The sequence below is a fragment of the Nonomuraea muscovyensis genome, assembly GCF_014207745.1.
Lineage (GTDB): Bacteria > Actinomycetota > Actinomycetes > Streptosporangiales > Streptosporangiaceae > Nonomuraea > Nonomuraea muscovyensis.
Genome location: NZ_JACHJB010000002.1, coordinates 314,807 through 337,534, shown reverse-complemented (window position 1 = coordinate 337,534; position 22,728 = coordinate 314,807). Strand labels below are relative to the sequence as shown.

Sequence of the window (22,728 nt, the reverse complement as noted above, 5' to 3'; positions counted from 1 at the left end):
GGACTAGCTCTTGAACTTCCCCGTGCACTCATGGTCACCGGGCCGCCCGCTGAGCCGCACCGTCAGGCGGCCTCGTTCACGACGGCGGTCCGGCGCGGCAGGACCGGCAGCGCGAGCCAGATCAGCGACGCGCCCGCCACCACGTGCACGGCGCTGGTGAGTGGGGTGTCGGGCAGTGGGGCGAGCACCGCCAGCAGCGGCAGCGCGACACCGTACCCGTACACGGCGGGCCGGGGGAAGATCCGCGAGCGCGCCATCGAGACGGCGAACAGCACCGTGCCGGCCACGAACACCGCGGTCGCGGCGAGGAACGCCCCCCTGGTCGGCCCCTGGAGCAACCGCTCCACGATCGCGGGCTCCAGGTAGAACAGCACGATGTTCAGGGTGAACGCGACGCCGGCGAACAGGCTGAGCCCGACGACGTTCACCGCGTACGCGACCAGCCCGAAGCGCCCACCGGCGGCGGCCTGGTGAAGGTAGAGGACCGTCAGGGCCGGTGTTCCCAGCGCGGCCCCGATTCCGAGGACGAAGCTCGTCACGGCGGTCTCGCCGGTGAACGCCTCGACCAGTCCCGGGCCGCCGATCGACAGGCCCAACAGGATCGCGCAGATCGCGCCGAAGCGCGGCAGCCAGGTGGAAGTCATCGGGAAGCGGCTCCTTGCGGTCGGTAACAGACGTGACGACCGTAGGAGGCCCGGGGCCGGCGGGTGCAGATGCCGGTCGTCCCGGCTCGCGGCCGAAGGTCACGGCGCGTACGCCGGGCGGAGCCGCCGGATCCGGAGCGGACCGTGCCGGACGGCACGTGCTGTCCGGGCAGAACCCGCCCGCGGCGATCGCCCCCCGGTGCAAGCGGGGCGTAGCCTGACGGCGGGCGCTCCGGCCGGACGGGTGGGGGGACCCGCCGCCGTGCGGGATCGGCTCCGGTCGCCCTCGCGAGCGGGGCACGGCTGTGCGGGACGTGCTGCCCATTAGGACCGGTAGGGAGGGTTTGGGATGACTTCGTCACCGACCGCGCTCGCCCCGGGCGGCGAACCCCCGTCACACGTGTCCGGGCGTCCGGTGCCCTGGGTCGCGCCGCTGCTCTACGCCGCGGTGCTGGCGGGCGGGCTGTACTACGACGCCGTCGGCGCCGTCTCTCCGCCGCCGTCCGGAGTGGCCGTCTTCGTCGCCGGTCTGGCGACGCTGGCCGGCCTCGACGTGCTGGAGCGGCGGCGCTACCGCGTGCGGACACCCAAGGGCCCCGCCGCCGCCCTGGCGGGGGCCCGGCTGATCCTGTTCGTCGTGGTCACGGCCGCCGACCCGGCCGGTCTGTCCCGGGCGCTGTTCGTCCTGCTCCCGTTCACCGCGTACTTCGCCTTCGGCCGCCGGGTCGCGGTCGCGCTGGCCGCCGTCTGCCTGGGCCTGCTGGTCGCGTGGTTCTCGATCGCCGCCCCGGGCTGGTACGTGAACGCGGCCTACGTCTCCGACCTGCTCATGTTCGTCCTGGGCCTGGTCCTCGCCGTCTCCATGGCCGCCGTGGCCGTCGGTGAGCAGGAGTCGCGTACGCGACTGGAGCACGCGCTGGACGAGGTGGAGGAGTCCCACACGCGGCTCAGCAGGTACGCCGAGCGGGTCGCCGAGCTCACGGCGGCCGAGGAGCGCAACCGGGTGGCGCGCGAGATCCACGACAGTCTGGGGCATCACCTCACCGCCGCCGCGGTGCAGATGGAGAAGGCGGAGGCGTTCCTCGACCGCGACAGGCCCACCGCCGAGCGCGCGCTGGCCGACGCGCGGACGTCGGCCGCGCGGGCCCTGGAGGAGGTCCGTCACTCGGTGCGCGCGCTGCGGGGGGAGGCGGGGCCGTTCCGCCTGTCGGAGGCGCTCGCCGAGCTCGTACGGCGCCTGGACGGCGCCCGTTCACACGTGACCCTGGAGACGGCCGGCGACGAGTCGGGCTACGACGCCGCGGCGCTGCGGGCGCTGTACCGCGCCGCGCAGGAGGCGCTGACCAACGCCCTCAGGCATGCCGCCGCCGGGCGGGTCACGGTCTCGGCGACCTGCGGGGACGTGGAGGCGCGGCTCGTCGTGACGGACGACGGCACGGGCCTTCCCCCCGGCCCCTGGGAGGAGCGGGGGGTCGGCCTGCGCGGGATGCGGGAGCGGGTGCGTCTCGCCGGCGGAGCCGTCGCCGTCACGAGCGAGGCGGGGCGCGGCACCACCGTCACCGTGACCGTGCCGCGCCGGTCGGCGGCAGGACGATGACGCTCTCCCCCACGGATCCCACCGGCCCGGCCCAGCCCGGCGAGCAGCGCGTGCGGGTGCTGGTCGTCGACGACCAGGAACTGGTCCGCGAGGGCATCGCCTCCCTGCTCGGCATCCAGCCCGGCATCGTCGTCGTGGGCACGGCCGCGGACGGCCAGGAGGCCGTCGAGGCCGCGCTCTCGCTGGAGCCGGACGTGGTCCTCATGGATGTCCGCATGCCGCGGATGAGCGGTGTCGAGGCGGTGTCGGTCCTGCGCCGCCGGGCCCCCGCCTGCCGTGTGGTGATGCTGACGACCTTCGACAACGACGAGTACGTCGTCGAGGCGCTGCGGGCGGGCGCGGCCGGCTACCTGCTGAAGAACCTGCCCGCCGCCCGGCTCGCCGAGGCGGTGCGGCTGGCGTCCGCCGGCGTCGCCCAGCTCGACTCCTCGGTCACCCTGCGCCTGGCCGCCGCCCTGCCGTCCGAGCCGGAGCCCGGCCGCGACGCCGGGCCGTCACCGGCCTCGGTCCTGACGCCCCGCGAGATCGAGGTCCTGCGGCTCATCGCGACCGGATCGACCAACAGGGAGATCGCGGCGCGCATGTACCTCAGCGAGGGCACGGTGAAGAACCACATCTCGCGGATCCTCGGCCGGCTGGGCCTGCGCGACCGGACCCAGGCCGCCGTCTACGCCAGAGATCACCGGCTCCTGTGAGCGTCCGGGCGTTCACCTCCCGCCGGATGATCCCAGCACCCTGACTCAGCGCGCCTTCGCGCTCGCACCAGCCGGTACGGGTGCGTCCGGGACGGACGTTGCTCTGGGGCGGTGCCTTCGGGCGACTGCCGCGGCGCCGGTGCCGCCGGCGACGAACAGCGCGGCCAGCGCGAGCCAGCCCACGGTTTCGTGTTCGATGGCGATGGCGGTGACAAGCACCGGTGAGACCATGGCGGAGATGGCGTAGCCGGTCTGGCTGAGGCCCTGGTAGGCGCCGGCGTTGCGCTGGGCCCTGGCGCGACATACCCAGCAGCCCGGCTGATGCGCGCCGCCGGGCTGGCCGGGGTGAACAGGCGCAAGGGGTGCCACACCACCATGACCGATAAGCGGGCCGCATCCGCGTCCGACCTGGTCCAGCGGCAGTTCACAAGCGGCCATAGCGGGCGATCTGCTCATCAGAGCCCGCCGCCGCCAGATCGGCCAGACGGCGCCGATCCCTGCCATGCCTCCGGTCCGACACGATTCCGCAGGTAGGACACGCTGTGGCTCAGAACCGCCTCTCATGGCCGCCGTCACTGGAAGTCATAGATCGCGAGGCCAAGCCGCCCGGCAAGGTCCTCAACGAGCCGGATGGCCGGATCGCTCTTCGCCGAGAAGGACATGTTCATGATGACGTGGTCGATGCCGACGTTCAGCGGCGCGGACATCCACGCGACTCCTCGCCCTGCTCTCCGTGATCGGGAAAAGCAGCGCGGAGCTCGTCATAGAAGTCCACGATCCGCTGATCAAGCTCCCCCTCGGGATGGACCCTACCCCGACAGCGCTCCAGCATCGCCTGGGCCGCCTCCGCGGTCTCACCTGGCACCAGAGCAAGAACAGCAAGATCGAAGCTCACACAAGATGCTCTGACAGTGCCCAGGTCGGGAGCACCTCTCGCTGTCATCTTCGATGCTTCCAGACAGTCGTTGTCCGGACCCATCGAACCTGACGGTTTGGCGTGGATCTTGAGAGTCTGCGTAGGGCGGGCGACCATCCTCACAGAAACGGTAAGGAAACAACCGCTGCTCTACTACTGATCCGCATGACGTACCGAACTTCACTGACCGCACTGGGCCTGGCGCTGGCGGGGTTGGCGGCGCATCCTTCCGCGGCGGGTGCCACCGCTACCGTCGCCGTGAGCGCGAGCGCCACCGCGAACCCCAGCTCGAGCTCCGGTGTGTCGTCCGTGCAGTGGAAATCCTGCCCGGCCTACTCCGATGAGGTGATTCGCAGCCTGGGGGTAGCGGAGGACAAGGTTGCGGCGTTCCGCTCCTTGATGAAGCGCTTGGAGTGCGGCACGGTCAGCGTCCCGCTGAACCATCGTGACCCCGGCGGGCGGAAGATCGACATCGCGGTGACCCGGCTGGCCGCCACGGACGAGGCCCACCGGCTCGGCGCCGTTGCCGTCCTGCCGGGCGGGCCGGGCAACAGCGGATATCTGGACCCGGTCCTGCGGGCCGCGCTCAGGAACGAGGAGATGGCGGGGCTCAACGAGCGATACGACATCATTGGCTTCGACCCGCGCGGGGTCGGGTACAGCACCAAGGTCGCCTGCACCTCCTCGCCAAACGGCCCGCAGGAGCCCGGCACGCTGATCAAGGAGGCGGCCAGGAAGATATACGACGCCCAGGTCGCCGCCAACCAGAAGTGCGGACGCTCTGACCCCGCTTTCCTCGGACAGCTCACCACCGAGAACGTGGCCAAGGACCTGGATCTGGTACGGACCGCGCTGGGTGAGAGCAAACTCAACCTGCTCGGCTTCTCCTGGGGCACCTATCTGGGCATGGTGTACCGCAGCCTGTTCCCCGGGCACACCGGACGGGCCTTCCTGGACAGCGTGGCGCCGCCGTGGACCCGTATTGACGAGCACGCCAAGGACAGCGCGGAGGCGGCCGAGCGTAACTTCGGGCGCATGGCCGCCTGGCTGGCCCGCCGCGACGGGACCTACGGTCTGGGTGCCACCGCACGGACGGTGCGCGAGGAGGTGGCGAAGCTGGTCAGTACGTACGACAAGAGCCCCAAGATCTACACCGACCTGCAGCGGCCCATCGACGGCTCGGCCGTCGCCGACCTGGCCAGGCGTAACTCGACCGAGTGGGTGCGCGCGGGCAAGGCGCTGGCCGAACTGCGGACGGCGACGGGCACCACCGCCCCGCCCACCGTCAAGGAACTGCTCGGCGCGCCGATGATGGGGACGCCCGTGCCCGGCGCGCCCGAAACACTGAACAGGACCATGAACCTGGCCGTCGCTTGCAACGAGGACAGCAGCCGGGCCGGTTTCGACACCGCCTGGCGTGACTACCAGCAGCTCGTGAAGCGCCACCCGGCGACCGGCCGGTCCTGGGGACTGCCCGTCATGTGTCCCGGCTGGCCGCTGCCGGTGCAGCAGGCCACGTTGAAGCGGGGCAGCGGGTCACTGGTGCTGGCGGGGCACCTGCACGAGTTCATGTCCGTCTACGACTGGACGCTGCAGACGCGGCGCGCCATCGGCGGCACCGTCTACACGGTCGCCGACGATGTGCACGTGTCGACCACCCGGGTGCCCAAGTGCGCGGCCGACGTGGTGCGGTACTTCGAGACGGGCCAGATCGGCGATGGTTGCGAGGGCAGCGCAATCCCGAGCTGACCACCGGTTACCGGCCCGGCGACCCGCCACGGGTCGCCGGGCCCGATGCCCTCGCAGCGGTGTCGGGGGCCTACGGCTACCAGGCAGCCCGCCCCCGCCGCGGCGGATGGCCGAGCTGTGGCCCCGAAGAGCCGCCGGCCGTTTCCGGCCCCCGGACCAGGTCACCGGAGCCGGGGCCGGTGGTTGGCGAGCAGGACACCGGCGCCGCCGAGCGCGAGCCCGGCGACGGCGAGCGGATGCAGAGACTGCCCGGCCAGCAGCCAGGCCAGCACCGCCGTCACCGCCGGCGTCAGGAAGAACACGGTGCTGACCCGGCTGGCGGACGAGCGCGCCAGCATGGTGTTGAGCAGGATGAACGCCGCGATGGAGTTGACCAGCACCATCCAGGCCACCGACCCGCCGAACGCCGTCCAGTCCGACACCCGCGGCGTCTCGACGGCCAGGCAGACCAGGCCGACCGCCGGGGCACTGGCGAGAAGCTGGGTGGCGGTGCCGGTGCGGACGTCCATGGCGGGGACGAAGCGCTTCTGGTAGAGGGTGCCGGCGCTGAGCCCGGCCAACCCGACCAGGCACAGCACCACTCCCCAGGCCGACAGGCTCACCCGGTCGGCCACCGCGAGCAGCACACCGGACGCCCCGAGCGCGAACCCGAGCCACTGCCGCCCGGTGACCGGCTCGCCGAGGAACCGGGCGGCCAGCGCGACCACGATCGGGCTGAGCCCCTGGACGAGCGAGATGACGGCGGCCGGGAACCCCATGCCGAGCACGGTGTAGAAGCTGCCGAACTGGACGGCCTGCATGAGGAGCCCGGAGACGGCGATGTGCGCCAGTGCCCGGCCGCGCGGCCAGGGGGCGCGGGTGATCAGGGCGTATCCGGCCAGCAGCGTCCCGGCCACCGCGAAGCGGGCGAACATCAGCAGGAGCGGCGGCGCGGCCGCGACCCCGGGGATGCCCGCGATGAAGGCGCTGCTCCAGAGCACGACGAAGAGCGGCGGAGCCAGCACCGCCGAGCGGGCACCTGCCCACCTGCGAGCCCTGCCCGCCGTACGCGCCCCGCTACGGGGCTTGGCCGCCGCACGCGGCTGCCTTCCCGTGCGGGGTCCGCCATCGGTGTGGGCCTCGCCACCCCTGGGCGGCCGCGGTCCGGGGGGCGGAGCTGACAGGTCCGGCCTGGCCGGCGTCATACGGTGGTCCTTCCGAGGTACGGGCACGGCTGACGGCGGCTCGGCGGGCCGTGAACCGCCGAGCCGCCTGGGCGCAATGCCCGAGGATGATCAGGACGCGCGCAGGGCCGAGCGGCGCAACCCCCACAGCTTCTCGTCCGAGGTGCAGACCCCCACCGCGCCGTGCTGGAGCGCCTCCACCACGTCCGCCTCGCCCTGGACGAACCCGGCCGCCAGGTAGGGCACGCCGAGATCCCTGGCCTGCTGCTCCATGTAGCGCAGCACGACGGCGGGCATGAGCTGCACGAGGTCGGGGCGCGAGCGCGCGATGGCCTGCAGGCTCCGGTTGAGGTTGGACCGGTCGGTCACGAACACCTTCTGCATGGACAGCAGGCCGAGCCCGGCAGCCCGCTCCACGATCGCCGCCCGGGTGGAGCAGATGCCCACCGCCCCGATGTCCCGCAGGTAGGACAGGGCGCCGGGATCGTGCCCCAGACCGGGCGTCGAGTCCATGTTGACGAACACGATCTTGCCCGCGTCGACCGTCCGCCGCACCGTGGCCGCCAGGTCGCCGAGCGGGACCGAGGCGAGGATGCCCAGCGGGGTCGAGGTGGCGGTGAACGTGTCCGCCATCGCCACGCTGACCAGCGAGGCCATGACGGGATAGTCCGCCAGCGCGGCCAGCAGGCGCCGATCAATCGGACGTTTCGGGCGTGAGCTCACCGGAACACCTTAATCACGCACCGCACCGAAGGGGCTGGGCAGCCCCAGCTTGCCCGGGTTCATGATGCCGGCCGGGTCCAGGGCCTGCTTGACGGCCACCAGCGTGCCGAAGCCGCTGCCCAGGGCCGGCTCGACGTACGGCGAGCGCAGCAGCCCCACGCCGTGGTGGTGGCTGATCGCGGCGCCGTGCCGGATGAGCACCTCGTTGGCCGCGTCCCAGGCGGCCCGGTACCACTCCCGGCGGCGGGGCCGGTCCACCTCACCGCGCAGCGAGAAGTACAGGCAGGCGCCGTCGGTGTAGGCGTGCGACTGGTGCGCGGAGACGCGCAGCGTCCCCGGGACGGCCTCGACCGCCGCGACCACCTCGTCGTAGATCGCCTGCAGTGCCGACCACGGCGCGGCGATCTCGCAGGTGTCGGCGACGAAACCGGGCCCCTTGGCGAACCCGTCGCCGGACTTGCCGACGATCATGCGCTCGTCCAGCCAGCGGGCCAGGACCGCCGCACCGTCCAGCTTCGTCGTCGCCCGCCCGCCGCAGACCTCCTCGACGACCGCCATGGTGGCCTCCACCAGCGCGGGGTCGCCCTCGTCGGCGATGAGCAGCAGATTCGTGCCGGGCTCGGCGAAGTGCGTGCCGCTCTCGTGCCCGTCGTACAGGCGCAGCACGGCGGGGGTCGCGCCGCGCTGGAGGATCTCCCGGCAGGCGTCGAGACCGGCGGCGAACGTGCCGAACCCGTAGGCCAGGCCGCGCGCGTACTCCGGCAACCGGTGCGTCCGCAGCCGCAACCGGGTGATCACGCCGAGGGTCCCCTCCGAGCCGATGAACAGCTGGCGCAGGTCGGGACCCACGGCGGCCCGCGGGTAGGTGCCGTAGCTCGCGGTGGTGCCGTCCGGCAGGACCACGTCGAGGCCGACGACCATGTCCTCGATCTTCCCGTACCGGGTGGACAGCTGGCCCGCTCCCCGGCAGGCGGCCCAGCCGCCGACGGTGGAGATGGCGAACGCCGACGGCCAGTGCCCGGTGGTGACGCCGTGCTCCTCCTGGAGCTCCTTCTCGAACAGGTCGCCGAACATCCCCGCCTGCACCTCGACGATCATCGACTCGGCGTCGAAGGAGACGATCCGGTTGAGCCGGCACACGTCCAGCACGACCCCGCCGAACACCGGCAGGGCGGCCCCCAGCACATTGCTGCGGCCGGCCGAGACCGTCAGCGGGAGGCCGTGCGCCCGGCAGATCCGCACCACGGCGGCGACCTGCTCCTCGTCGGCCACCTCGACGATCACGGCGTCGGGGGTGGCCGGCTCGCCGTCCGTCTCGCCGATGGACGTGCCCGCCCACCAGTCGCGGGTACGGCGGATCACCTCGTCGCGGTCGGTGTGCACGGCCGCCGCGACCGAGCGCAGTTCCGTCAGAACCCCGGCCGCAACCTCCACCACGGCGGCCTGCAGGCTCGCCGGGCCCGTGCCGGGCGGGCAGGCGGCCGCCCACCGGGGCGGCGTGGGCGCGCCGACCACGTAGTCGCCCCGGTTGAACGGGTGGGTGACGGTCTGCCTGCTGATCATGAGAGTCCTTCCATCAGTACGGTCTTCTCCCGCTCGACGCCGGAGACGTAGTCGTCGACCTGGCGGGCGACCTCCTCGTCGGACAGGCCCAGCTCCCGCTGGAGCAGCCGGCCGACCTCCGGGGCCGCCTTCACCGACAGGTCACGGGCGAACAGCCGCATCCGGGTGCGGCGTGACAGCACGTCGTCGACGGTCCGCGCCAGCTCGCACCGGGCCGCGTAGACCACCTCGGCGCGCAGGTGGCCGGCGCCCTCGATGATCGGCTCGATGAGGGACGGGTCCTCGGCGAAGAGGTCGGCCACGAAACGCGCTTCTGTTCCGTACCGCTCGCCAAGGTGGGCGCCCACTCCCCCGGTGGCCGAGGTGGCCTCCGCGTCGTAGCCGGCGCCGCCGAGCAGAGGCAGCCGCGCCGTCCGGCAGCGGGCCCGGCGGCCGAGCACCTTCAGCGCCTCGTCGACCACCAGCTCGCCCATGTGACGGCTGGTGGTGAGCTTGCCGCCGGTGACGGTGACCAACCCGTGCGCGTCCGTCGAGACGCGGTGGTCGCGGCTCATGTCGAGGGTGGCGCCCTCCTTGCCGCCGACCAGGGGCCGCAGCCCCGCCATCGAGCCGATCACGTCGGCCGGGCCGAGGTCGGCGTCGAAGGCGGTGTTGGCGCCGTCGAGGAGGTAGTCCATCTCCTCGCGGGTGCACAGCACCTCGTCCAGGCAACCCCCGTAGTCGGTGTCGGTCGTGCCGACCACGACCACGTCGCCCCACCGGGTGCAGGTGGCGCGGCGGGCCCGGCCGGGGATGGGCACGGTCACGGTGCCGTCCACCGGCAGCCGGGTCCACGGCACCATGATGTGCACGCCCTTCGCGGGGCGGACGCGGGGCCGGTGGCCGGGGTCCGACAGCCCGTCGAGGGTGTCCGACCAGACCCCGGTCGCGTTGATCACCACCCCGGCGCGTACGTCCACCTCCCGGCCGTCGACCTCGACGGTGGCGCCGCGCACCCGGCCGCCCTCGCGGATGAGCGCGCGGCAGTCGGCGCCGTTCAGCACGGTCGCCCCGAAGTGCGCGGCGGTCCGCGCGATGGTCAGGGTCAGACGCGCGTCGTCGGTGCGGCTGTCGTAGTAGAGCAGGCCGCCCTTGAGCCGGTCGGCGCGCAGGCGCGGGGCGCGGACGAGGACTTCCGGCACGGTGAGCCGCCTGTGCAGCCGTCCGATCCGCCACCCTCCGGCCAGATCGTAGGTCCACAGCAGGCCCTCGAAGGCCTTGGCGATGCGCGCGTCGAAGACGCCGTCCTGGGTGAGCACGGGAAAGACGAACGGCAGCCGCTGCACCAGGTGCGGCGCGTTGCGGCGGAACCGCTGGCGTTCGAGCAGCGAGCGCCGGACCAGCGGCAGGTTGCCCTGCTCGATGTAGCGCAGGCCGCCGTGCACCATCTTCGACGACTTGGACGAGGTGCCGGAGGCGAAGTCGTCCCGTTCGACCAGCGCGACGGACAGGCCGCGGGTGGCGGCGTCCAGCGCGGTGTAGCAGCCGGTGACGCCGCCGCCGACGACGAGGACGTCGACGGGCCGGCAGGCGAGCCGGTCGAGCTGCTCGCGGCGGTCGAGCCGTAGCGGGGTGCGGCGGATGGCGTTCTTCGTCTCCGATCTCGCCTTGCGTTCGGGAAGCCGGATCACGACGTTGATTCCTCCGGTGAGTCGGGTCGGGGGCCGCCGGGGCCGGGCGGCGGCGTGGACGGCCGGCGGGGGGCGGGCGGCGGGACCGGGATGTGGCGGGCCAGCAGGTCACGCCAGGCGGCGCGGCTCTCCTGGCGTTCGGGGTCGGGCAGGGACGGTTCGAAGGCGGGCGCGGCCGGGAGCGCGGCGACCGCCGCCGGGACGCTCGGCCACAGCCCCGCGCGCACGCCACCGAGATAGGCGGCGCCGCGCAGGCTGGCGCTCTCGTGGTCGTGGGCGCGCCGCACCGACCGGCCGAGCAGGCCGGCCTGGCTGGACATCAGGACGTCGCTGGAAGCGAGCCCGCCGCCGCAGAACAGCTCGGTGACCGGCTGCCCCATCGCCTCCTCCACGCCCTCCAGCAGGTCGCACACGGAGTGCGCGATGCCGTCGAGGACGCCGCGGGCCAGCTCCGCCCGGGTGGTGGACAGGCTGAGGCCGGCCAGCAGCCCGGTCGCCTCGGGCGCCCACACGGGGGTGCGCAGCCCGGCGAGGGCCGGCAGGAAGGTCACCCGGGAGGGCCCGGGGTGCTCGCGGGCCAGCCTGGCCAGCTCGCGTGGCGACTCGAACAGGCCGATCTCGTCGCACAGCCAGCGCAGCGCGGAGCCGGTCGTCGCGGCGAACCCCTCCACGCTGAACACCGCGACACCGCGCGAGCGCCAGCCGACCAGGGTGAGCACCCCGGGCACCGGGCGGCGCTGGGTCGGCGGCCGCTCACCCGCGACGGCGTCGAGGAACGTTCCCGTCCCGTGGACGCACATGGCCTGACCGGGCCGGTGCGCGCCGAGCGCGAGCATCGCCGCGTGCTGGTCGCCCATGACGGACAGGATGGGCAGCCGCACGCCGAGAACCGCCGGGTCGGTCGCGCCGAAGTCGCCGTCCTCGTCGAGGATCCGGGGCAGCACGTCCGGTGGGCAGCCGAGGAACGTGACCCAGGGCTCGTGCCAGTCACCGGTGCGCAGATCGTAGGCGCCCGCGGCGACGGCGTTCGTGGCGGACATGACGTGGCGCGCACCTCCGGTGAGCTTCCACACCAGCCAGGTGTCGATCGAGCCGAACGCCAGCCTGCCCGCCGCGTGCGCCCGGCGGACGACCTCGTCGCGGGCGATCTCCTCCGCCGCCCACAGCAGCGGCGCGCGTGAGCCGACCGGCCGGCCGGTGTGCTCGGCGAGGTGGGCGTCCCACTCGGGTTCCCACTCCCGCAGCCGCGCGGCGTACCTGCGGTCCTGCCAGACCACGGCCCGGCTGAGCGGCCGGCCCGTCACGGTGTCCCACAGCAGGACCGTCGCGCGCTGGGTGGAGATCGAGACTCCGGTGATCTCCACCTGGTGGGCGGCGGCCCAGGCCAGGGCCTCGCGGCAGACCTGGACGGTGCGCTCCCAGATCTCCGCGCCGTCCTGCTCGACACGCAGGTGGTCGGGCGAGCTGACCGAGATGGGCAGGTATGCGGGCGGGGCCGCGCCGCCGTCGTCCAGGACGACGGCCGCGCGGGTGCCCGTGGTGCCCTCATCGATGCCGAGCACGCCGCGGCGGCGTTCCCTGGTCATCTGCGAAGGTCCTTTCGTCGTGCGGGCGGGATCAGGCCGACACCGGCTGGCGCTGCTGGAGGTGGATCGGCTCCTGCTCCAGGTTGACCGCCGCACGTGTCGGGTCCCACTTGATCGCCAGGCAGGTGAGCAGGCCGGCCAGCGGCACCACGGACAGCACCATCAGGCTGTTGCCGACTCCGATGCCGGACTGCAGTTGCGGGAACAGGTACAGGCCGGCGACCGAGCCGAAGCTGCCGAGCATGCCGGTCACGCCGGTGCCCAGCGTGCGGATGTCACTGCGGTAGGACAGCGCCGCGATCGACTTGCCGTTCGGGCCGGGCCCCGCGGAGTGGAAGAAGATGAACAGCACGGGCAGCAGCGCCGCCAGGGCGACGGGAAGCTGCTTGAACGTGGCCCCCATGACCAGCAGCGCGACGAACACCACGGCGTATCCCGCCATCGAGCTGACCCGCAGCCCGATCCGGCGGCCGAAGTAGGCCGACAGGCAACCGCCGACGATGCCGACCGCGTTGAACGCCATGGCGCCCGCGGTCGCCTTCTCGAACTCCCTGCCGAACAGCTCAAGGCTGATCACCGGCAGGTACCAGCCCACGGCGAAGTACTGCATGGCCTGGGTGAGGGAGATCGCCGTGGACAGCATGGTCCGGGGCAGGTAGGGGCGGCGGAACAGGACGCCCGCGTCGCGGAGCCCGACCTGGTGCCGGGCCTCCTCCGCCTGGCCGGACGCCATCGGTCCCTCCTGGGCGGCGAAGCCGTACATGCGGCGCAGGTTGGCCACGGACTCCCGCAGCCTGCCCTTGGAGGCCAGCCAGGTGGGGCTCTCCACCAGGAAGAGGAGTTGCAGCACGAACAGGACCAGGGCGAAGACGGCCGAGGAGCTGACGGACCAGCGCCAGATGTCGGCGCCCACGTCGAACTTGTAGAACAGCAGTGTGAGGAGCAGGTTGGTGGTCGTCGCGGTGTACCAGACGCCCTGCCAGAAGTTGAGCCTGCCCTTGAGCGAGGCCGGGGTGTACTCGGCGAGCAGCGCCATGGCCACCGCGAAGTCGATGCCGTAGGCGATGCCCACCAGGGTGCGCCCGGCGAAGACCGTCTGGAAGTCCGAGCCTGCGGCGGTGAGCAGGGCGCCGGCGGCGAAGACCACCTTCGTCATCAGCAGCGGCTTGATCCGGCCGATGCGGGCGGCGAGCCAGCCGCCGAACGGGTTGGAGACGATCGCGATCGCCGGGGCCATCGCCGTGAGCAGCCCGACCTGCGTGGGAGACAGGCCGAGTTGCTTGACCATGGGGGCCAGACCGGCTCCGAGCGCGGCGTTGGAGTAGGCGTCCAGGAACAGGCCCGCCAGAGCCAGGAACCAGATGCCGTTGGCCCGGCCGCTCAGGGTCTTGAGGGTGTCGATGAGGTCGGCCGCGTCTCCTGCGCTGCTGATGACCGTGGTTCTCGTGCTCGCCGGGTCGTGCATGCCCGCCGCCTTTCGGGTGGTCGAAACCCTGGCCAGCGGTCCGGGAACGACAAAGGCACAGACGAAGACCGCTGACAGGGTGTCTTCGTCTGTGCCTGTCGATTGGGGTGAGGCTAGGCGCGCCGCATCCGGTATGTCAAGAGTCACACCTGGCTGTGGCAACCTGCCCCGTTCGCCCGATATCACATCTCGACGACCTCCGCGGTGGGCGGACGACGGGCCCGGACGGCCCCGGGGAGGGATTGTCCGGCAGGGAGACGCACGTCACATCCGTCCATCTCACGTCTGGCCGAGCTGTCTCGTCTCAGGGTTGGGAGACCGTCTCAGGTCTCCACCATGGGCGACGACAGAGGAGTTCATCATGACCGAGTCCATGATCGCGCTGATCACGGGCGCGAACAAAGGAATCGGACGGGAGATCGTCAGGTCGCTGGCCGAGCGCGGGATGACGGTACTGCTCGGTGCGAGGGACCCGGAGCGGCGCGAGAAGGCGGCGGCGGCGTTGCGCGCCGACGGCCTCGACGTGCATCCGATCGCGCTCGACGTCACCGATCCGGCCACGATCGGGGCCGCCGCAGCGCACGTCGACGAGCGTTTCGGACGTCTCGATGTCCTGGTCAACAACGCCGGTACGGCGGGGGGAGTCCACCATCCGCCCAGCGAGGCCGACCTCGACGTCGTGCGCGAGGTCTTCGACACCAACGTGTTCGGCGTGATCAGGGTCACCAACGCCATGCTGCCCCTGCTCGGACGATCCGCGACGGGCCGCATCATCAACGTCTCCAGCGATTGGGGGTCGATGACGCGGACGGCCGAGCTCGCTCTGCCGGCGCATGTCGACTATCCGACGTCCAAGGCGGCGCTGAACGCCCTCACCGTGCAGTACGCGATAGAGCTCCGGGAGCACGGCATCGCGGTCAACGCGGTCGCCCCGGGACTGTGCGCCACGGACTTCAGCAATCAACTCGGTTTCCCCATCCCCCGGACCGCGGCACAGGGCGCGGCGATCGCCGTGCGGCTGGCGACCCTCGAAGGTGACGGGCCTACCGGCCGCTTCTTCGACGACGACGGCGAGGTGCCCTGGTAGTCATGGACGCACCTCGACCCGAAGACCGGGCGCACACCTGTGCGCCCGGCCGGGAGATGCGTTGCCCGTCGTGGCGGCGGGGTTTCGAGGAGGAGCCGGCGTGAGGCGAGTCGAGGAGTCCCGGGCGGAGGAGTTCCAGGAGTTGCGGCCGCTGCTGTTCGCGATCGCCTACCGGATCCTGGGCGGCGTGGGCGAGGCCGAGGACGCGGTCCAGGAGACCTGGCTGCGCTACGAGACCTCCCCGACCGAGCCCAGGTCGGCCAAGGCGTTCCTGTCGGCCACGGTGAGCCGGATCTCGATCGATGTGCTGCGCTCGGCCCGCGTCCGGCGCGAGGAGTACGTCGGGCCGTGGTTCCCCGAGCCGCTGCTGACCGACCCCTACTCCGACCCCGAGCGCTCGGCGGAACTGGCCGACTCGGTGTCGATGGCGGCCCTGCTGCTGCTGGAGCGGCTCAGTCCGCTGGAGCGCGCGGTGTTCGTGCTGCGGGAGGTGTTCGGGTTCAGCTTCCGGGAGATCGCCTCGGCGGTGGAAAGATCGGAGGCCGCGTGCCGCCAGCTCGCGATGCAGGCCCGCCGCCACATGGACGCCGGCCGGCCCCGGTTCGCAGCCGACCGCAAAGAACGCGAACAACTGGCCGGACGATTCTTCGACGCCTTCAAAGAAGGCGACGTCGACGGGCTGACCGAGCTGCTGGCCGCCGACGTCACCCTGGTCGGCGACGGCGGCGGCAAGACCCCGCAATGGACCACCAGCGTCATCGGCCCCGAGGACGTGGCCCGGGTCCTCGCCTGGCTCGCCTCGCAGTTCGCCCGGATCGGTGGCGTGGTGGAGCCGCAGCAGGTGAACGGCCAGCCGGGTGCGATCTTCCGCGACCGGGACGGCAAGGTGCTCAACGCCCTGGCGCTCGACATCCTCGACGGGCGTATCCAGGCGATCCGCACAGTGATCAATCCCGACAAACTCGGGCATATTGGTGCCGTGGCGGACGTCTGGGCGGCCCTCCGCGAGGCCAACCAGGCCCACCGACCCGCGAACTGACCGCAGGAGCCGGCCGCGGGCCCCGGACCGGACCGACAAGGCCCTGCGACATCCGAGCCCACAGCGGTGCGCGAATCAGCGGATCAGGAGGCCGGACAACCTCCTGATCCGCGAAACACCGCCTATGCGAGGTGGGCGAAGACGAGGTCCAGATCATGCTTGATCTCGTCCTTGACGCCCGCGTCGTTGATCTGATCGTTCTTGTAGTGCGCCTTGCCGTTCTTCTGCTTCCCGTCGAAGTCGAGCAGCGTTTGAGTGACCCACGCGTCTCCGGCGTCGTCCACTTCGTAGAAGACGTGGTCTTTTCCCTTTCTGTCGACAGTGAGGTGACAGGAGGTCCAGGATGCTCCGGCGGGGCTCCTGGTCGGCTTCTTCGTGACCGTGAGGTGCCCGGTATAGGTGTCGCCGCCGAGCGTGACCGTGAATCCCTCCAGGTAGAGCCACGTACCGGGCTCGCCCTTGGTCGAGTGGTCATACGCGGGGGCGGTGCATGGGATGACGTTCAGCGGCAGAGCCGCGTTGTGGATGTTCTGCCGGCGCTGAATCGTCTGGTGGACGTCCGGCATGTGACGCTCCGTCCACTCGAGACCCTGATCCCCTGAACGTCATCCTCATGCCGGGAAATAGCCCTCTGATTACGGCAGATTGCAGGGTATTTCGCCGGTTCCCGCGGTTTCAGGCGATGGTTCCCTGGGTGCCCGCCCGACCCGGATCGGGGTTATCCCCACTGGCCGGGCTGGTAGTCGCCGGCAGGCTGCTGGATGATGACGTTCATCCGGTTGTAGGCGTTGATGAGGGCGATGAGGGACACCAGGGCGGCGAGCTGGTCCTCGTCGTAGTGCTTGGCGGCGTTCGCCCAGACCTCGTCGCTGACACCGCCGGCGGCGTCGGCGATGCGGGTGCCCTGCTCGGTGAGCTCCAGGGCGGCACGCTCGGCGTCGGTGAAGACCGTCGTCTCCCGCCAGGCCGCGACCAGGTTGAGCCGCACCGAGGTCTCCCCGGCGTGCGCGGCGTCCTTGGTGTGCATGTCGGTGCAGTAGGCGCAGCCGTTGATCTGGCTGGCACGGATCTTCACCAGCTCCTGCGTCGCGGCCGGCAGGGACGAGTCAGACACGACCTTGCCCGCCGAGTTGATGTACTTCGCGAACTTCGCCGCGACGGTGTTGCCGTAGTAGTGGAAACGGGCGTCCATGGTGATCTCCTCGCCGTTCGTACGGTTACACCCCACTGACGGATCGGCCCAGCAGAACGTGACCGCCGGCCCATGTGATCTGCGTCTCTGCGCGGTAGGCACGGACCGGCCGCCTCGTCGCCGTGTGTTCAGTCGATGACCGCCGTGGCCTCGACCTCGACCAGGAGGTCAGGCTCCGCCAGTGCGGCGACGCCCACCCCGGTGAGCGGCGCGACCGGGGTGCGGCCCAGCTTCGCGGCGGCCCGGGCGACCCCCTCCGCGAACAGCGGCATCTTGTCGGGGGTCCAGTCGACGAGGTAGACGGTCAGTTTCACCACGTCGTCGAAGGAGCCGCCGACCTCGGCCAGGGCGGTGCCGATGTTGAGATAGCACTGCTCGACCTGGGCCGCGAGGTCGCCTTCGCCGACTCTGCCGCCGTCGGCATCGCGGGCGACCTGGCCGGCGATGAACACCTGCCTCGATCCGGTGGCGACCGACACCTGCCGGTAGAGGTCGACCTTCGGCAGTCCTTCGGGGTTCACCAGGGTGATGGCCATGCTGACTCCTTGTCGTGAGAGCCCGTGGGCTCGGGGTCCCATACTATAGCAGTGCAATGCTATGTATTCTGGTGGCATGGCGAGGACGAAGGATCCCGCGGTCCGCACCCTGCTCATCGAGCGGGCCGCACACATGCTCCGCACCCGCGAGCCCATCACCCTGCGTTCGCTGGTGGCCGGGACCAGTGTGTCGACGATGGCCGTCTACACCTACTTCGGCGGCATGGACGGCGTGTGGAAGGCCCTGCGGCAGGAGGGCTTCACCCGGCTGGCGGCCAGGTTCGCGACGGTGACGATGTCCGCGGACCCGGTGCGGGACCTGACCGCCCTGGTCACCGCCTACCTCGGCAACGCCCTGGACCACCCCGACCTGTACCGGGTCATGTTCGACGCCACCTTCGAGCTCGAAGACCTCAAGGCCGCTGACGCGACCCTGGAGTATCTGGTCCAAGCCGCCGAGCGGGGCAGGAAGGCCGACCGCTTCCGCGCCGACATCGACCCGCTGGAACTGGCGACCCAGAGCTGGGCCATCGGCCACGGACTGGTTTCCCTGGTCGCAGGCGGCCCCCTGCCGCGCCGGACGCTCGATTACGGCGCCCCCATGCTGACCGCGCTGTTCATCAGCGCCGGTGACCAGCCCGACAGCTGTCACACCTCGGTCCAGCACGGCTGGATGCAACCGATCCCGTCCGGCGAGGAACGGGGGCGAGAAGGGACATGCGGCTGATCATGAGCCGGCGAGCTCCGGACCGAACCGATCTCGGGCTACTTCTTGACCGAGTGGACCTGGCCGGCGGGCGGGGGCGTGATCGTGTAGCGGCCGCCCCAGCCCTTGCAGTCGGTCTTGTTGCTGACCTCGTCGCCCTCCGTGACCCTTCCGAGCCAATGTCCCTGCGCCAGGTAGGTCGTCACCAACTGCCTGGGCAGATTGTCGGAGCCCAGAGTGAGCGTGTAGCGGATGCGCTCGTCGTCCTGCTTGCCCAGCAGGCTCACCCGAGCCCACGGTGAGATCTTCCAGAGCTGCCTGAAGGTGATGGTCCCCGCGTAGGTCCGGCCCGACCGCTCCCCCGCGGAGATCAGCGCCTTGAGCGTCTGCGGCTCGGCGGCGTTGACGGGCTGGCTGAGCATACCGCTCACCCCGACCGGTCTCGGCTTGCCGGACCTGACCCAGCGCTTGCCCTTGGGCAGGACCTCGGCGAACAGGCCGCCCCTGGTGTAGGAGACCTTTCCGATGGTGATGACGCGCTCGTCGGCGAGGACGGTGCGCACCACGTCCTGGTCGCTGACCTTGACCGAGACGTCGGAGGCGGCGATCCCCGACTTGCCGAACTGGAGCGTTCCCCGGCGGCTCAGGACCTTGGTCTTGCCCGAGAGCTCCACGTAGGAGGTGGCGTCGATGAACGTCACACCCTTACCGGCCGCGATCCGGCTCTTCAGCGCGGAGACCGGGTCGGAAGGGGCCACGGCGGTCTGGGCGGGGGTGGCGATGAAGACGCCGGCCAGGAACGCGGCGACGACCTGCTTCATGTGAGGAAATCCTTCGATCGGCGGCAGTGCCGGTCGATTCTGCCGAGCAGTGATCACGATGGCGTCTCGGCCGGCACGTCGCCGATTCGACGGTGCGCGCGAGCCACCTCACGGCCTCACGCCTCCGGGGAACCCGGTCCAGCGCAGGTCGGCCGGGAGGTGGCTCATGTCGTTGAACATCACGATCGTGGGCGGCAGAGCGGTACGGTACTCGATGACCGTCAGCGCGGTGTTGGCGCTGTTCAGCCCGAGCCACCGGGACGGCGGCGCATCCAGCGCGTGCCGCACCAGCCACGCGATGGGGTAGGCGTGCGTCACCAGGACCTCGTGTGTGTCGGGCCGGGCCCCTTCCGGGGTCGGGTCGGGGACCTTCGCGAACCGGGCGACCAGGGCCTCGGCGAGCCTTCGGCCCGAGGCTGCCTCGGTGTCGTCGTAGCCGTCGAAGAAGCCGGCCCAGGACGGGGGCGTTTCGACCGCGCTGGGGACGTAGGGCACGTGGTCGACAAGTTCGGCGGCCTCGGCCACGGGCACGTCCGGCAGATGCCGGGCGAGTTCGTGCGCGCTTGCTGCGGCGCGTGGTAGCGGAGAGTGCCACACGGCGTCGACCGGTACGCCGGCGAGCCGTTCGCCCAGCAGGCCCGCCTGCCGGCGCCCGATGCCGGTGAGCTCCCCGAACGCGTCGGCCGCGCCGTGGCGCGCCAGGTAGAGGTGTCGCGTTGTCATCAGCAGGTGGGGGCGCCGTGCCCCTGCGGGCCCGCTACCCCTTCTCCTTTCGCTCCGTAGGTGTGGTTCGGCGGCGCGACGCCCGGGATAGGGTCGGCCGCTGGTCTGGCAGAGGCAGAGGAGGCCGGGCGCGGCCGGGCGGCGCGCCCGTTGCCGGCGGATGGGGCGGAGGCCGCTGCGACTGCCGGCATTCTCGCTACGTCGGCGGTGTGCGCCCGTGGGAAATGACTCCCGGCCAGGGACGGAAGTGATCGGTCACGCGTCAGTCGCCTCAGCCGCCGTAACGGTGCCGGCGGTGCCGTCGACGGTGATGAGGGTGTCGTCGTGGAGCCTGCGTGTCGCGTTCGCGATGCCGAGGACGGCGGGGATGGCGTGCTCGCGGGCGACGATCGCGGCGTGGGACAGCACGCCTCCGGTTTCGGTGACGACGCCGGCGGCGATGCGCAGCAGCGGCGTCCAGGCGGGGTCGGTGAAGGGGCAGACGAGGATGTCGCCCGGGTGCACGCGCGCGAAGTCGCCGGGGCCGCGGACGATCCTCGCGGGGCCGGTCACGCTCCCGTGGCTGCCCGGTGTTCCGGTGAGTGTGGCGGCCGGGACAGCTGAGGCGCCGGAGGGCAACGGCCGCCGTGGGAGTGCGGCGGTGATCGGCCGTGCTTGCAGAACCCAGGTCCGGCCGCCGACGATCGCCCACTCGATGTCCTGCGGCCCGCCCAGGACGGTAGCGATCTGCTTGCCCAGCTCGGCGAGCTGCGTGGCGGTCGCGTCGTCGATCGCCGGCCGGCGCCGGCCGCCGGTGGGCACGTCGCGAACGACGAGCTGCGCGCCACGCCGGTCAAGGCGGGTCCGTTTGTCGGCGATGGTACGGGTGAGCGTCCCGTCCTCGGCGACGCGGTAGGCGTCAGGGGTGACCGTGCCGCCGACGACGCTGGGGCCCAGGCCCCAGGACGCCTCGATCTCGGTCGCGTTGTCCGGGCCTGCGGGTGTGAACATGACCCCGGATACCTCGGCATCCAGATGGCGTTGGACGATGACGGCCATCACCAGATCGGCGGACGGCTGGTCGTCTCGCCCGGAGGCACCCCGGTAGGCGATGGCACGCGGCGACAGCAGCGAGGCCCAGCAGGCACGTACGGCTTCGGCGACCTCGCTGACTCCGCGCACGGCCAGGAAGCTCTCGTGCTGACCGGCCGCCGATGCCTGACCGGTGTCCTCGTTCGCTGCCGATGATCTCACCGCCACCGGCGGATCGCCGAGCTCGTCGAGCGCGCGTCCCAGCGCGTCGATCACGGTGGCGTCCAGCGGGCGGGCCGCGATCGCCTGCCGTGCCGCAGCAAGATCGTCGTCTGGCTCTCCGGCGAACCGTCCGAGGTCCAGGTCGCGGACGGCGGCGAGGTAGGCGGCGTACGAGACGACGAAGCCGTCAGGAACCGGCAGCCCCGCGCGCAGCAACGCGCCGAGCGTGCCGGCCTTGCCTCCGCAGGTGTCGGCGGCAGCCTCCGTGAGGGGTATGATCATCCACTCTCGCTTTCAACAAATAGTTGACAATATTTCGTTGATTATGCATCGTGAGTCACATGGCACGCAAGCAGGACATCGCTCACAGCGCGCACACCGACCACGTCCAGGCCCAACGTGAGCAGGACGCGCGCGAGCGTCTACTGAGCCTGGGCGCGGACGCGCTCGACGCCCGGCCGTGGCGCCCCCCGCCCGCCCCGCCCTCGGCGATCGACCTCGTGCAGTTCGCCGTCTGGCGCAACACCGACCTGAACCCGGAGGACATCCGCAGCGCGCTCACCCTCCTGCCCGCCGCACGCGCCGAGGTCGAAGGACTCGAATCCGCCCTGCTGTTCATGGCCCGAAGCGCAGGACTGACCTGGGCACAGATGGCACACACGATGGGATTCAACTCCCCGCAGGCGTGCCAGCAGCACTACACCCGCCTGACAGCACGACAGGACGCCGACTCGTGACGACAGACTCTCCGCCCGCCCTCCTGGTCCTGCACGCCGTGCGCATCACCGGGTTCGCAGACACCCCGGTGATCGCACACCGGTACGGCCTCGACGCGGCCGAGACGAAGGAGGCGCTACTCGACGCCGAGGCGCGCGGCTGGGTCGAGCACACCGCCTTCGCCGGCGCCGGAGGCTGGTCGCTGACCGAACGGGGCCGAGCCGAGAACGAGCGCCAGCTCGCGGCCGAGCTCGCGCGCGTCGGCGGCGCCGACGAGGTCCGTGACGTCTACCGCGAGTTCCTCCCGCTGAACGCCCGCCTGCTACGAGCCTGCACCGACTGGCAGCTCCGGCCCACCGCCGGCGATCGGCTCGCCGTCAACGACCACTCCGATCCCGCGTGGGACGCCAGAATCCTCCACGAGCTCGCCGACATCGACCGCGCGCTCCGGCTGTCGGCAGACCGGCTCGGGAGCGTCCTGACACGGTTTCGCGGATACGACACACGATTCACCACAGCCCTTGCGCGCGCCCGGGCCGGGGAGGGCGGCTGGGTCGACCGCACCGACGTCGACTCCTGCCATCGTGTCTGGTTCGAACTCCACGAAGACCTCATCGCCACGCTCGGCCTCGACCGGCACGCCGAACCCTGACCCCACGCCCCTCTGGTACGGCAAGCGGTGGGCGGCCCAGCAGCCACGACGCCCAGCCGTACAAGGAACGCAGCGCCGTGGAACGGCACATCGGCACGACCAGGCGGATCATGCGTCAGATGAACGGCAGCGCCGGCTTCGCGCTGCTCCGTCATCGCATCCCACGGGCCCAACTCTCTGTCGCTACCGGAACAGCGACAGAGACGGTGTGCGCTCGGCAAGGTTGGCTGTGATGACGGTGAATCCTTTTG

General features: G+C 71.5%; 23 protein-coding genes. 8 read left to right on the top strand and 15 right to left on the bottom strand.

What is annotated here, in order from left to right; genetic code table 11:
• Positions 1 to 62: 62 nt before the first annotated feature.
• Positions 63 to 644 carry a hypothetical protein gene (locus FHU36_RS18055; protein WP_185085143.1) on the bottom strand — a complete coding sequence of 194 codons (582 nt, stop codon included), beginning with the start codon at positions 642 to 644 and terminating at the stop codon, positions 63 to 65.
• A gap of 349 nt (positions 645 to 993) precedes the next feature.
• On the opposite strand from FHU36_RS18055, the gene FHU36_RS18050 reads away from it, so the two are divergent.
• Entirely contained in the window at positions 994 to 2,241 is a 1,248-nt protein-coding gene (locus tag FHU36_RS18050; RefSeq protein WP_185085142.1) for a sensor histidine kinase, read from the top strand.
• Positions 2,238 to 2,936, top strand: coding sequence for a response regulator (locus FHU36_RS18045; RefSeq protein ID WP_185085141.1), 699 nt, complete (start codon positions 2,238 to 2,240; stop codon positions 2,934 to 2,936). Before FHU36_RS18050 ends, FHU36_RS18045 begins: the two co-directional genes overlap by 4 nt.
• 45 nt (positions 2,937 to 2,981) lie before the next feature.
• On the opposite strand, the gene FHU36_RS18040 is transcribed toward FHU36_RS18045, so the two are convergent.
• Positions 2,982 to 3,305, bottom strand: a complete 324-nt coding sequence (locus FHU36_RS18040; protein ID WP_185085140.1) for a hypothetical protein — start codon at positions 3,303 to 3,305, stop codon at positions 2,982 to 2,984.
• Positions 3,306 to 3,508: 203 nt separating this feature from the next.
• The gene (locus tag FHU36_RS45675) at positions 3,509 to 3,643 is read right to left on the bottom strand and encodes a hypothetical protein (RefSeq protein WP_281394299.1); all 135 of its coding nucleotides are present in this window, start codon (positions 3,641 to 3,643) and stop codon (positions 3,509 to 3,511) included.
• A gap of 608 nt (positions 3,644 to 4,251) precedes the next feature.
• On the opposite strand from FHU36_RS45675, the gene FHU36_RS18030 reads away from it, so the two are divergent.
• On the top strand, positions 4,252 to 5,601 hold the full coding sequence (locus tag FHU36_RS18030; protein ID WP_246502488.1) for an alpha/beta fold hydrolase: 1,350 nt from the start codon (positions 4,252 to 4,254) through the stop codon (positions 5,599 to 5,601).
• Positions 5,602 to 5,762: 161 nt separating this feature from the next.
• Here FHU36_RS18030 and FHU36_RS18025 read toward each other — a convergent pair whose 3' ends face one another.
• From FHU36_RS18025 to FHU36_RS18000, 6 genes are all read right to left on the bottom strand, one after another.
• Positions 5,763 to 6,605 carry a DMT family transporter gene (locus FHU36_RS18025; RefSeq protein WP_185085138.1) on the bottom strand — a complete coding sequence of 281 codons (843 nt, stop codon included), beginning with the start codon at positions 6,603 to 6,605 and terminating at the stop codon, positions 5,763 to 5,765.
• Positions 6,606 to 6,875: 270 nt separating this feature from the next.
• Complete coding sequence (locus FHU36_RS18020; RefSeq protein ID WP_221496419.1) at positions 6,876 to 7,487, bottom strand: glycerol-3-phosphate responsive antiterminator; 612 nt, start codon at positions 7,485 to 7,487, stop codon at positions 6,876 to 6,878.
• A 9-nt stretch (positions 7,488 to 7,496) separates the two neighbouring features.
• Positions 7,497 to 9,050, bottom strand: a complete 1,554-nt coding sequence (locus tag FHU36_RS18015) for an FAD-binding oxidoreductase (RefSeq protein ID WP_185085137.1) — start codon at positions 9,048 to 9,050, stop codon at positions 7,497 to 7,499.
• Positions 9,047 to 10,720, bottom strand: a complete 1,674-nt coding sequence (locus FHU36_RS46380; protein ID WP_185085136.1) for a glycerol-3-phosphate dehydrogenase/oxidase — start codon at positions 10,718 to 10,720, stop codon at positions 9,047 to 9,049. The genes FHU36_RS18015 and FHU36_RS46380 overlap by 4 nt, the downstream gene beginning before the upstream one ends.
• Positions 10,717 to 12,306, bottom strand: coding sequence for an FGGY family carbohydrate kinase (locus FHU36_RS18005; protein ID WP_185085135.1), 1,590 nt, complete (start codon positions 12,304 to 12,306; stop codon positions 10,717 to 10,719). The genes FHU36_RS46380 and FHU36_RS18005 overlap by 4 nt, the downstream gene beginning before the upstream one ends.
• A 31-nt stretch (positions 12,307 to 12,337) precedes the next feature.
• Positions 12,338 to 13,771: an MFS transporter gene (locus tag FHU36_RS18000; protein ID WP_185085134.1), complete on the bottom strand. Its 1,434-nt coding sequence runs from the start codon at positions 13,769 to 13,771 to the stop codon at positions 12,338 to 12,340.
• A 361-nt stretch (positions 13,772 to 14,132) separates the two neighbouring features.
• Here FHU36_RS18000 and FHU36_RS17995 point away from each other — a divergent pair, with 361 nt between their 5' ends.
• Positions 14,133 to 14,858, top strand: coding sequence for an SDR family oxidoreductase (locus tag FHU36_RS17995; RefSeq protein WP_185085133.1), 726 nt, complete (start codon positions 14,133 to 14,135; stop codon positions 14,856 to 14,858).
• Positions 14,859 to 14,958: 100 nt separating this feature from the next.
• Positions 14,959 to 15,897 (top strand): RNA polymerase sigma-70 factor, encoded by a 939-nt coding sequence (locus FHU36_RS17990; protein ID WP_185085132.1) that lies wholly within the window; start codon positions 14,959 to 14,961, stop codon positions 15,895 to 15,897.
• A 122-nt stretch (positions 15,898 to 16,019) separates the two neighbouring features.
• Here FHU36_RS17990 and FHU36_RS17985 read toward each other — a convergent pair whose 3' ends face one another.
• The 3 genes from FHU36_RS17985 to FHU36_RS17975 all read right to left on the bottom strand — a co-directional run bounded on the left by FHU36_RS17985 (position 16,020) and on the right by FHU36_RS17975 (position 17,625).
• A complete protein-coding gene (locus FHU36_RS17985; RefSeq protein WP_185085131.1) occupies positions 16,020 to 16,463 on the bottom strand; it encodes an antitoxin YezG family protein in 444 nt (147 codons plus the stop codon).
• A 152-nt stretch (positions 16,464 to 16,615) separates the two neighbouring features.
• Positions 16,616 to 17,089: a carboxymuconolactone decarboxylase family protein gene (locus FHU36_RS17980; RefSeq protein WP_185085130.1), complete on the bottom strand. Its 474-nt coding sequence runs from the start codon at positions 17,087 to 17,089 to the stop codon at positions 16,616 to 16,618.
• A gap of 128 nt (positions 17,090 to 17,217) precedes the next feature.
• Positions 17,218 to 17,625: a RidA family protein gene (locus FHU36_RS17975; RefSeq protein WP_185085129.1), complete on the bottom strand. Its 408-nt coding sequence runs from the start codon at positions 17,623 to 17,625 to the stop codon at positions 17,218 to 17,220.
• 76 nt (positions 17,626 to 17,701) lie between these two features.
• On the opposite strand from FHU36_RS17975, the gene FHU36_RS17970 reads away from it, so the two are divergent.
• Entirely contained in the window at positions 17,702 to 18,352 is a 651-nt protein-coding gene (locus tag FHU36_RS17970) for a TetR/AcrR family transcriptional regulator (RefSeq protein ID WP_185085128.1), read from the top strand.
• Positions 18,353 to 18,390: 38 nt separating this feature from the next.
• Here FHU36_RS17970 and FHU36_RS17965 read toward each other — a convergent pair whose 3' ends face one another.
• The 3 genes from FHU36_RS17965 to FHU36_RS17955 form a co-directional block, all read right to left on the bottom strand.
• On the bottom strand, positions 18,391 to 19,152 hold the full coding sequence (locus FHU36_RS17965) for a hypothetical protein (RefSeq protein WP_185085127.1): 762 nt from the start codon (positions 19,150 to 19,152) through the stop codon (positions 18,391 to 18,393).
• A gap of 108 nt (positions 19,153 to 19,260) precedes the next feature.
• The gene (locus FHU36_RS17960; RefSeq protein ID WP_185085126.1) at positions 19,261 to 19,875 is read right to left on the bottom strand and encodes a histidine phosphatase family protein; all 615 of its coding nucleotides are present in this window, start codon (positions 19,873 to 19,875) and stop codon (positions 19,261 to 19,263) included.
• 255 nt (positions 19,876 to 20,130) lie between these two features.
• Positions 20,131 to 21,390 carry a PEP/pyruvate-binding domain-containing protein gene (locus FHU36_RS17955; protein ID WP_185085125.1) on the bottom strand — a complete coding sequence of 420 codons (1,260 nt, stop codon included), beginning with the start codon at positions 21,388 to 21,390 and terminating at the stop codon, positions 20,131 to 20,133.
• Positions 21,391 to 21,449: 59 nt separating this feature from the next.
• On the opposite strand from FHU36_RS17955, the gene FHU36_RS17950 reads away from it, so the two are divergent.
• Together FHU36_RS17950 and FHU36_RS17945 are read left to right on the top strand one after the other, a co-directional pair.
• Positions 21,450 to 21,845: a DNA-binding protein gene (locus FHU36_RS17950; RefSeq protein ID WP_185085124.1), complete on the top strand. Its 396-nt coding sequence runs from the start codon at positions 21,450 to 21,452 to the stop codon at positions 21,843 to 21,845.
• Positions 21,842 to 22,477 (top strand): transcriptional regulator, encoded by a 636-nt coding sequence (locus tag FHU36_RS17945; protein ID WP_185085123.1) that lies wholly within the window; start codon positions 21,842 to 21,844, stop codon positions 22,475 to 22,477. Before FHU36_RS17950 ends, FHU36_RS17945 begins: the two co-directional genes overlap by 4 nt.
• The last annotated feature ends 251 nt before the right edge of the window (positions 22,478 to 22,728 follow it).

Excerpts from the sequence above, each read along its gene's own strand:
- FHU36_RS18050 (WP_185085142.1), top strand. The coding sequence starts at position 994 with ATGACTTCGTCACCGACCGCGCTCGCCCCGGGCGGCGAACCCCCGTCA.
- FHU36_RS18030 (WP_246502488.1), top strand. The coding sequence starts at position 4,252 with ATGAAGCGCTTGGAGTGCGGCACGGTCAGCGTCCCGCTGAACCATCGT.
- FHU36_RS18015 (WP_185085137.1), bottom strand. The coding sequence starts at position 9,050 with ATGATCAGCAGGCAGACCGTCACCCACCCGTTCAACCGGGGCGACTAC.
- FHU36_RS17950 (WP_185085124.1), top strand. The coding sequence starts at position 21,450 with ATGGCACGCAAGCAGGACATCGCTCACAGCGCGCACACCGACCACGTC.
- FHU36_RS45675 (WP_281394299.1), bottom strand. The coding sequence starts at position 3,643 with ATGTCCGCGCCGCTGAACGTCGGCATCGACCACGTCATCATGAACATG.
- FHU36_RS17975 (WP_185085129.1), bottom strand. The coding sequence starts at position 17,625 with ATGGCCATCACCCTGGTGAACCCCGAAGGACTGCCGAAGGTCGACCTC.
- FHU36_RS17965 (WP_185085127.1), bottom strand. The coding sequence starts at position 19,152 with ATGAAGCAGGTCGTCGCCGCGTTCCTGGCCGGCGTCTTCATCGCCACC.
- FHU36_RS17960 (WP_185085126.1), bottom strand. The coding sequence starts at position 19,875 with ATGACAACGCGACACCTCTACCTGGCGCGCCACGGCGCGGCCGACGCG.
- FHU36_RS17980 (WP_185085130.1), bottom strand. The coding sequence starts at position 17,089 with ATGGACGCCCGTTTCCACTACTACGGCAACACCGTCGCGGCGAAGTTC.
- FHU36_RS18045 (WP_185085141.1), top strand. The coding sequence starts at position 2,238 with ATGACGCTCTCCCCCACGGATCCCACCGGCCCGGCCCAGCCCGGCGAG.
- FHU36_RS17985 (WP_185085131.1), bottom strand. The coding sequence starts at position 16,463 with ATGCCGGACGTCCACCAGACGATTCAGCGCCGGCAGAACATCCACAAC.
- FHU36_RS18000 (WP_185085134.1), bottom strand. The coding sequence starts at position 13,771 with ATGCACGACCCGGCGAGCACGAGAACCACGGTCATCAGCAGCGCAGGA.
- FHU36_RS18005 (WP_185085135.1), bottom strand. The coding sequence starts at position 12,306 with ATGACCAGGGAACGCCGCCGCGGCGTGCTCGGCATCGATGAGGGCACC.
- FHU36_RS17955 (WP_185085125.1), bottom strand. The coding sequence starts at position 21,390 with ATGATCATACCCCTCACGGAGGCTGCCGCCGACACCTGCGGAGGCAAG.
- FHU36_RS17970 (WP_185085128.1), top strand. The coding sequence starts at position 17,702 with ATGGCGAGGACGAAGGATCCCGCGGTCCGCACCCTGCTCATCGAGCGG.
- FHU36_RS17995 (WP_185085133.1), top strand. The coding sequence starts at position 14,133 with ATGACCGAGTCCATGATCGCGCTGATCACGGGCGCGAACAAAGGAATC.
- FHU36_RS18055 (WP_185085143.1), bottom strand. The coding sequence starts at position 644 with ATGACTTCCACCTGGCTGCCGCGCTTCGGCGCGATCTGCGCGATCCTG.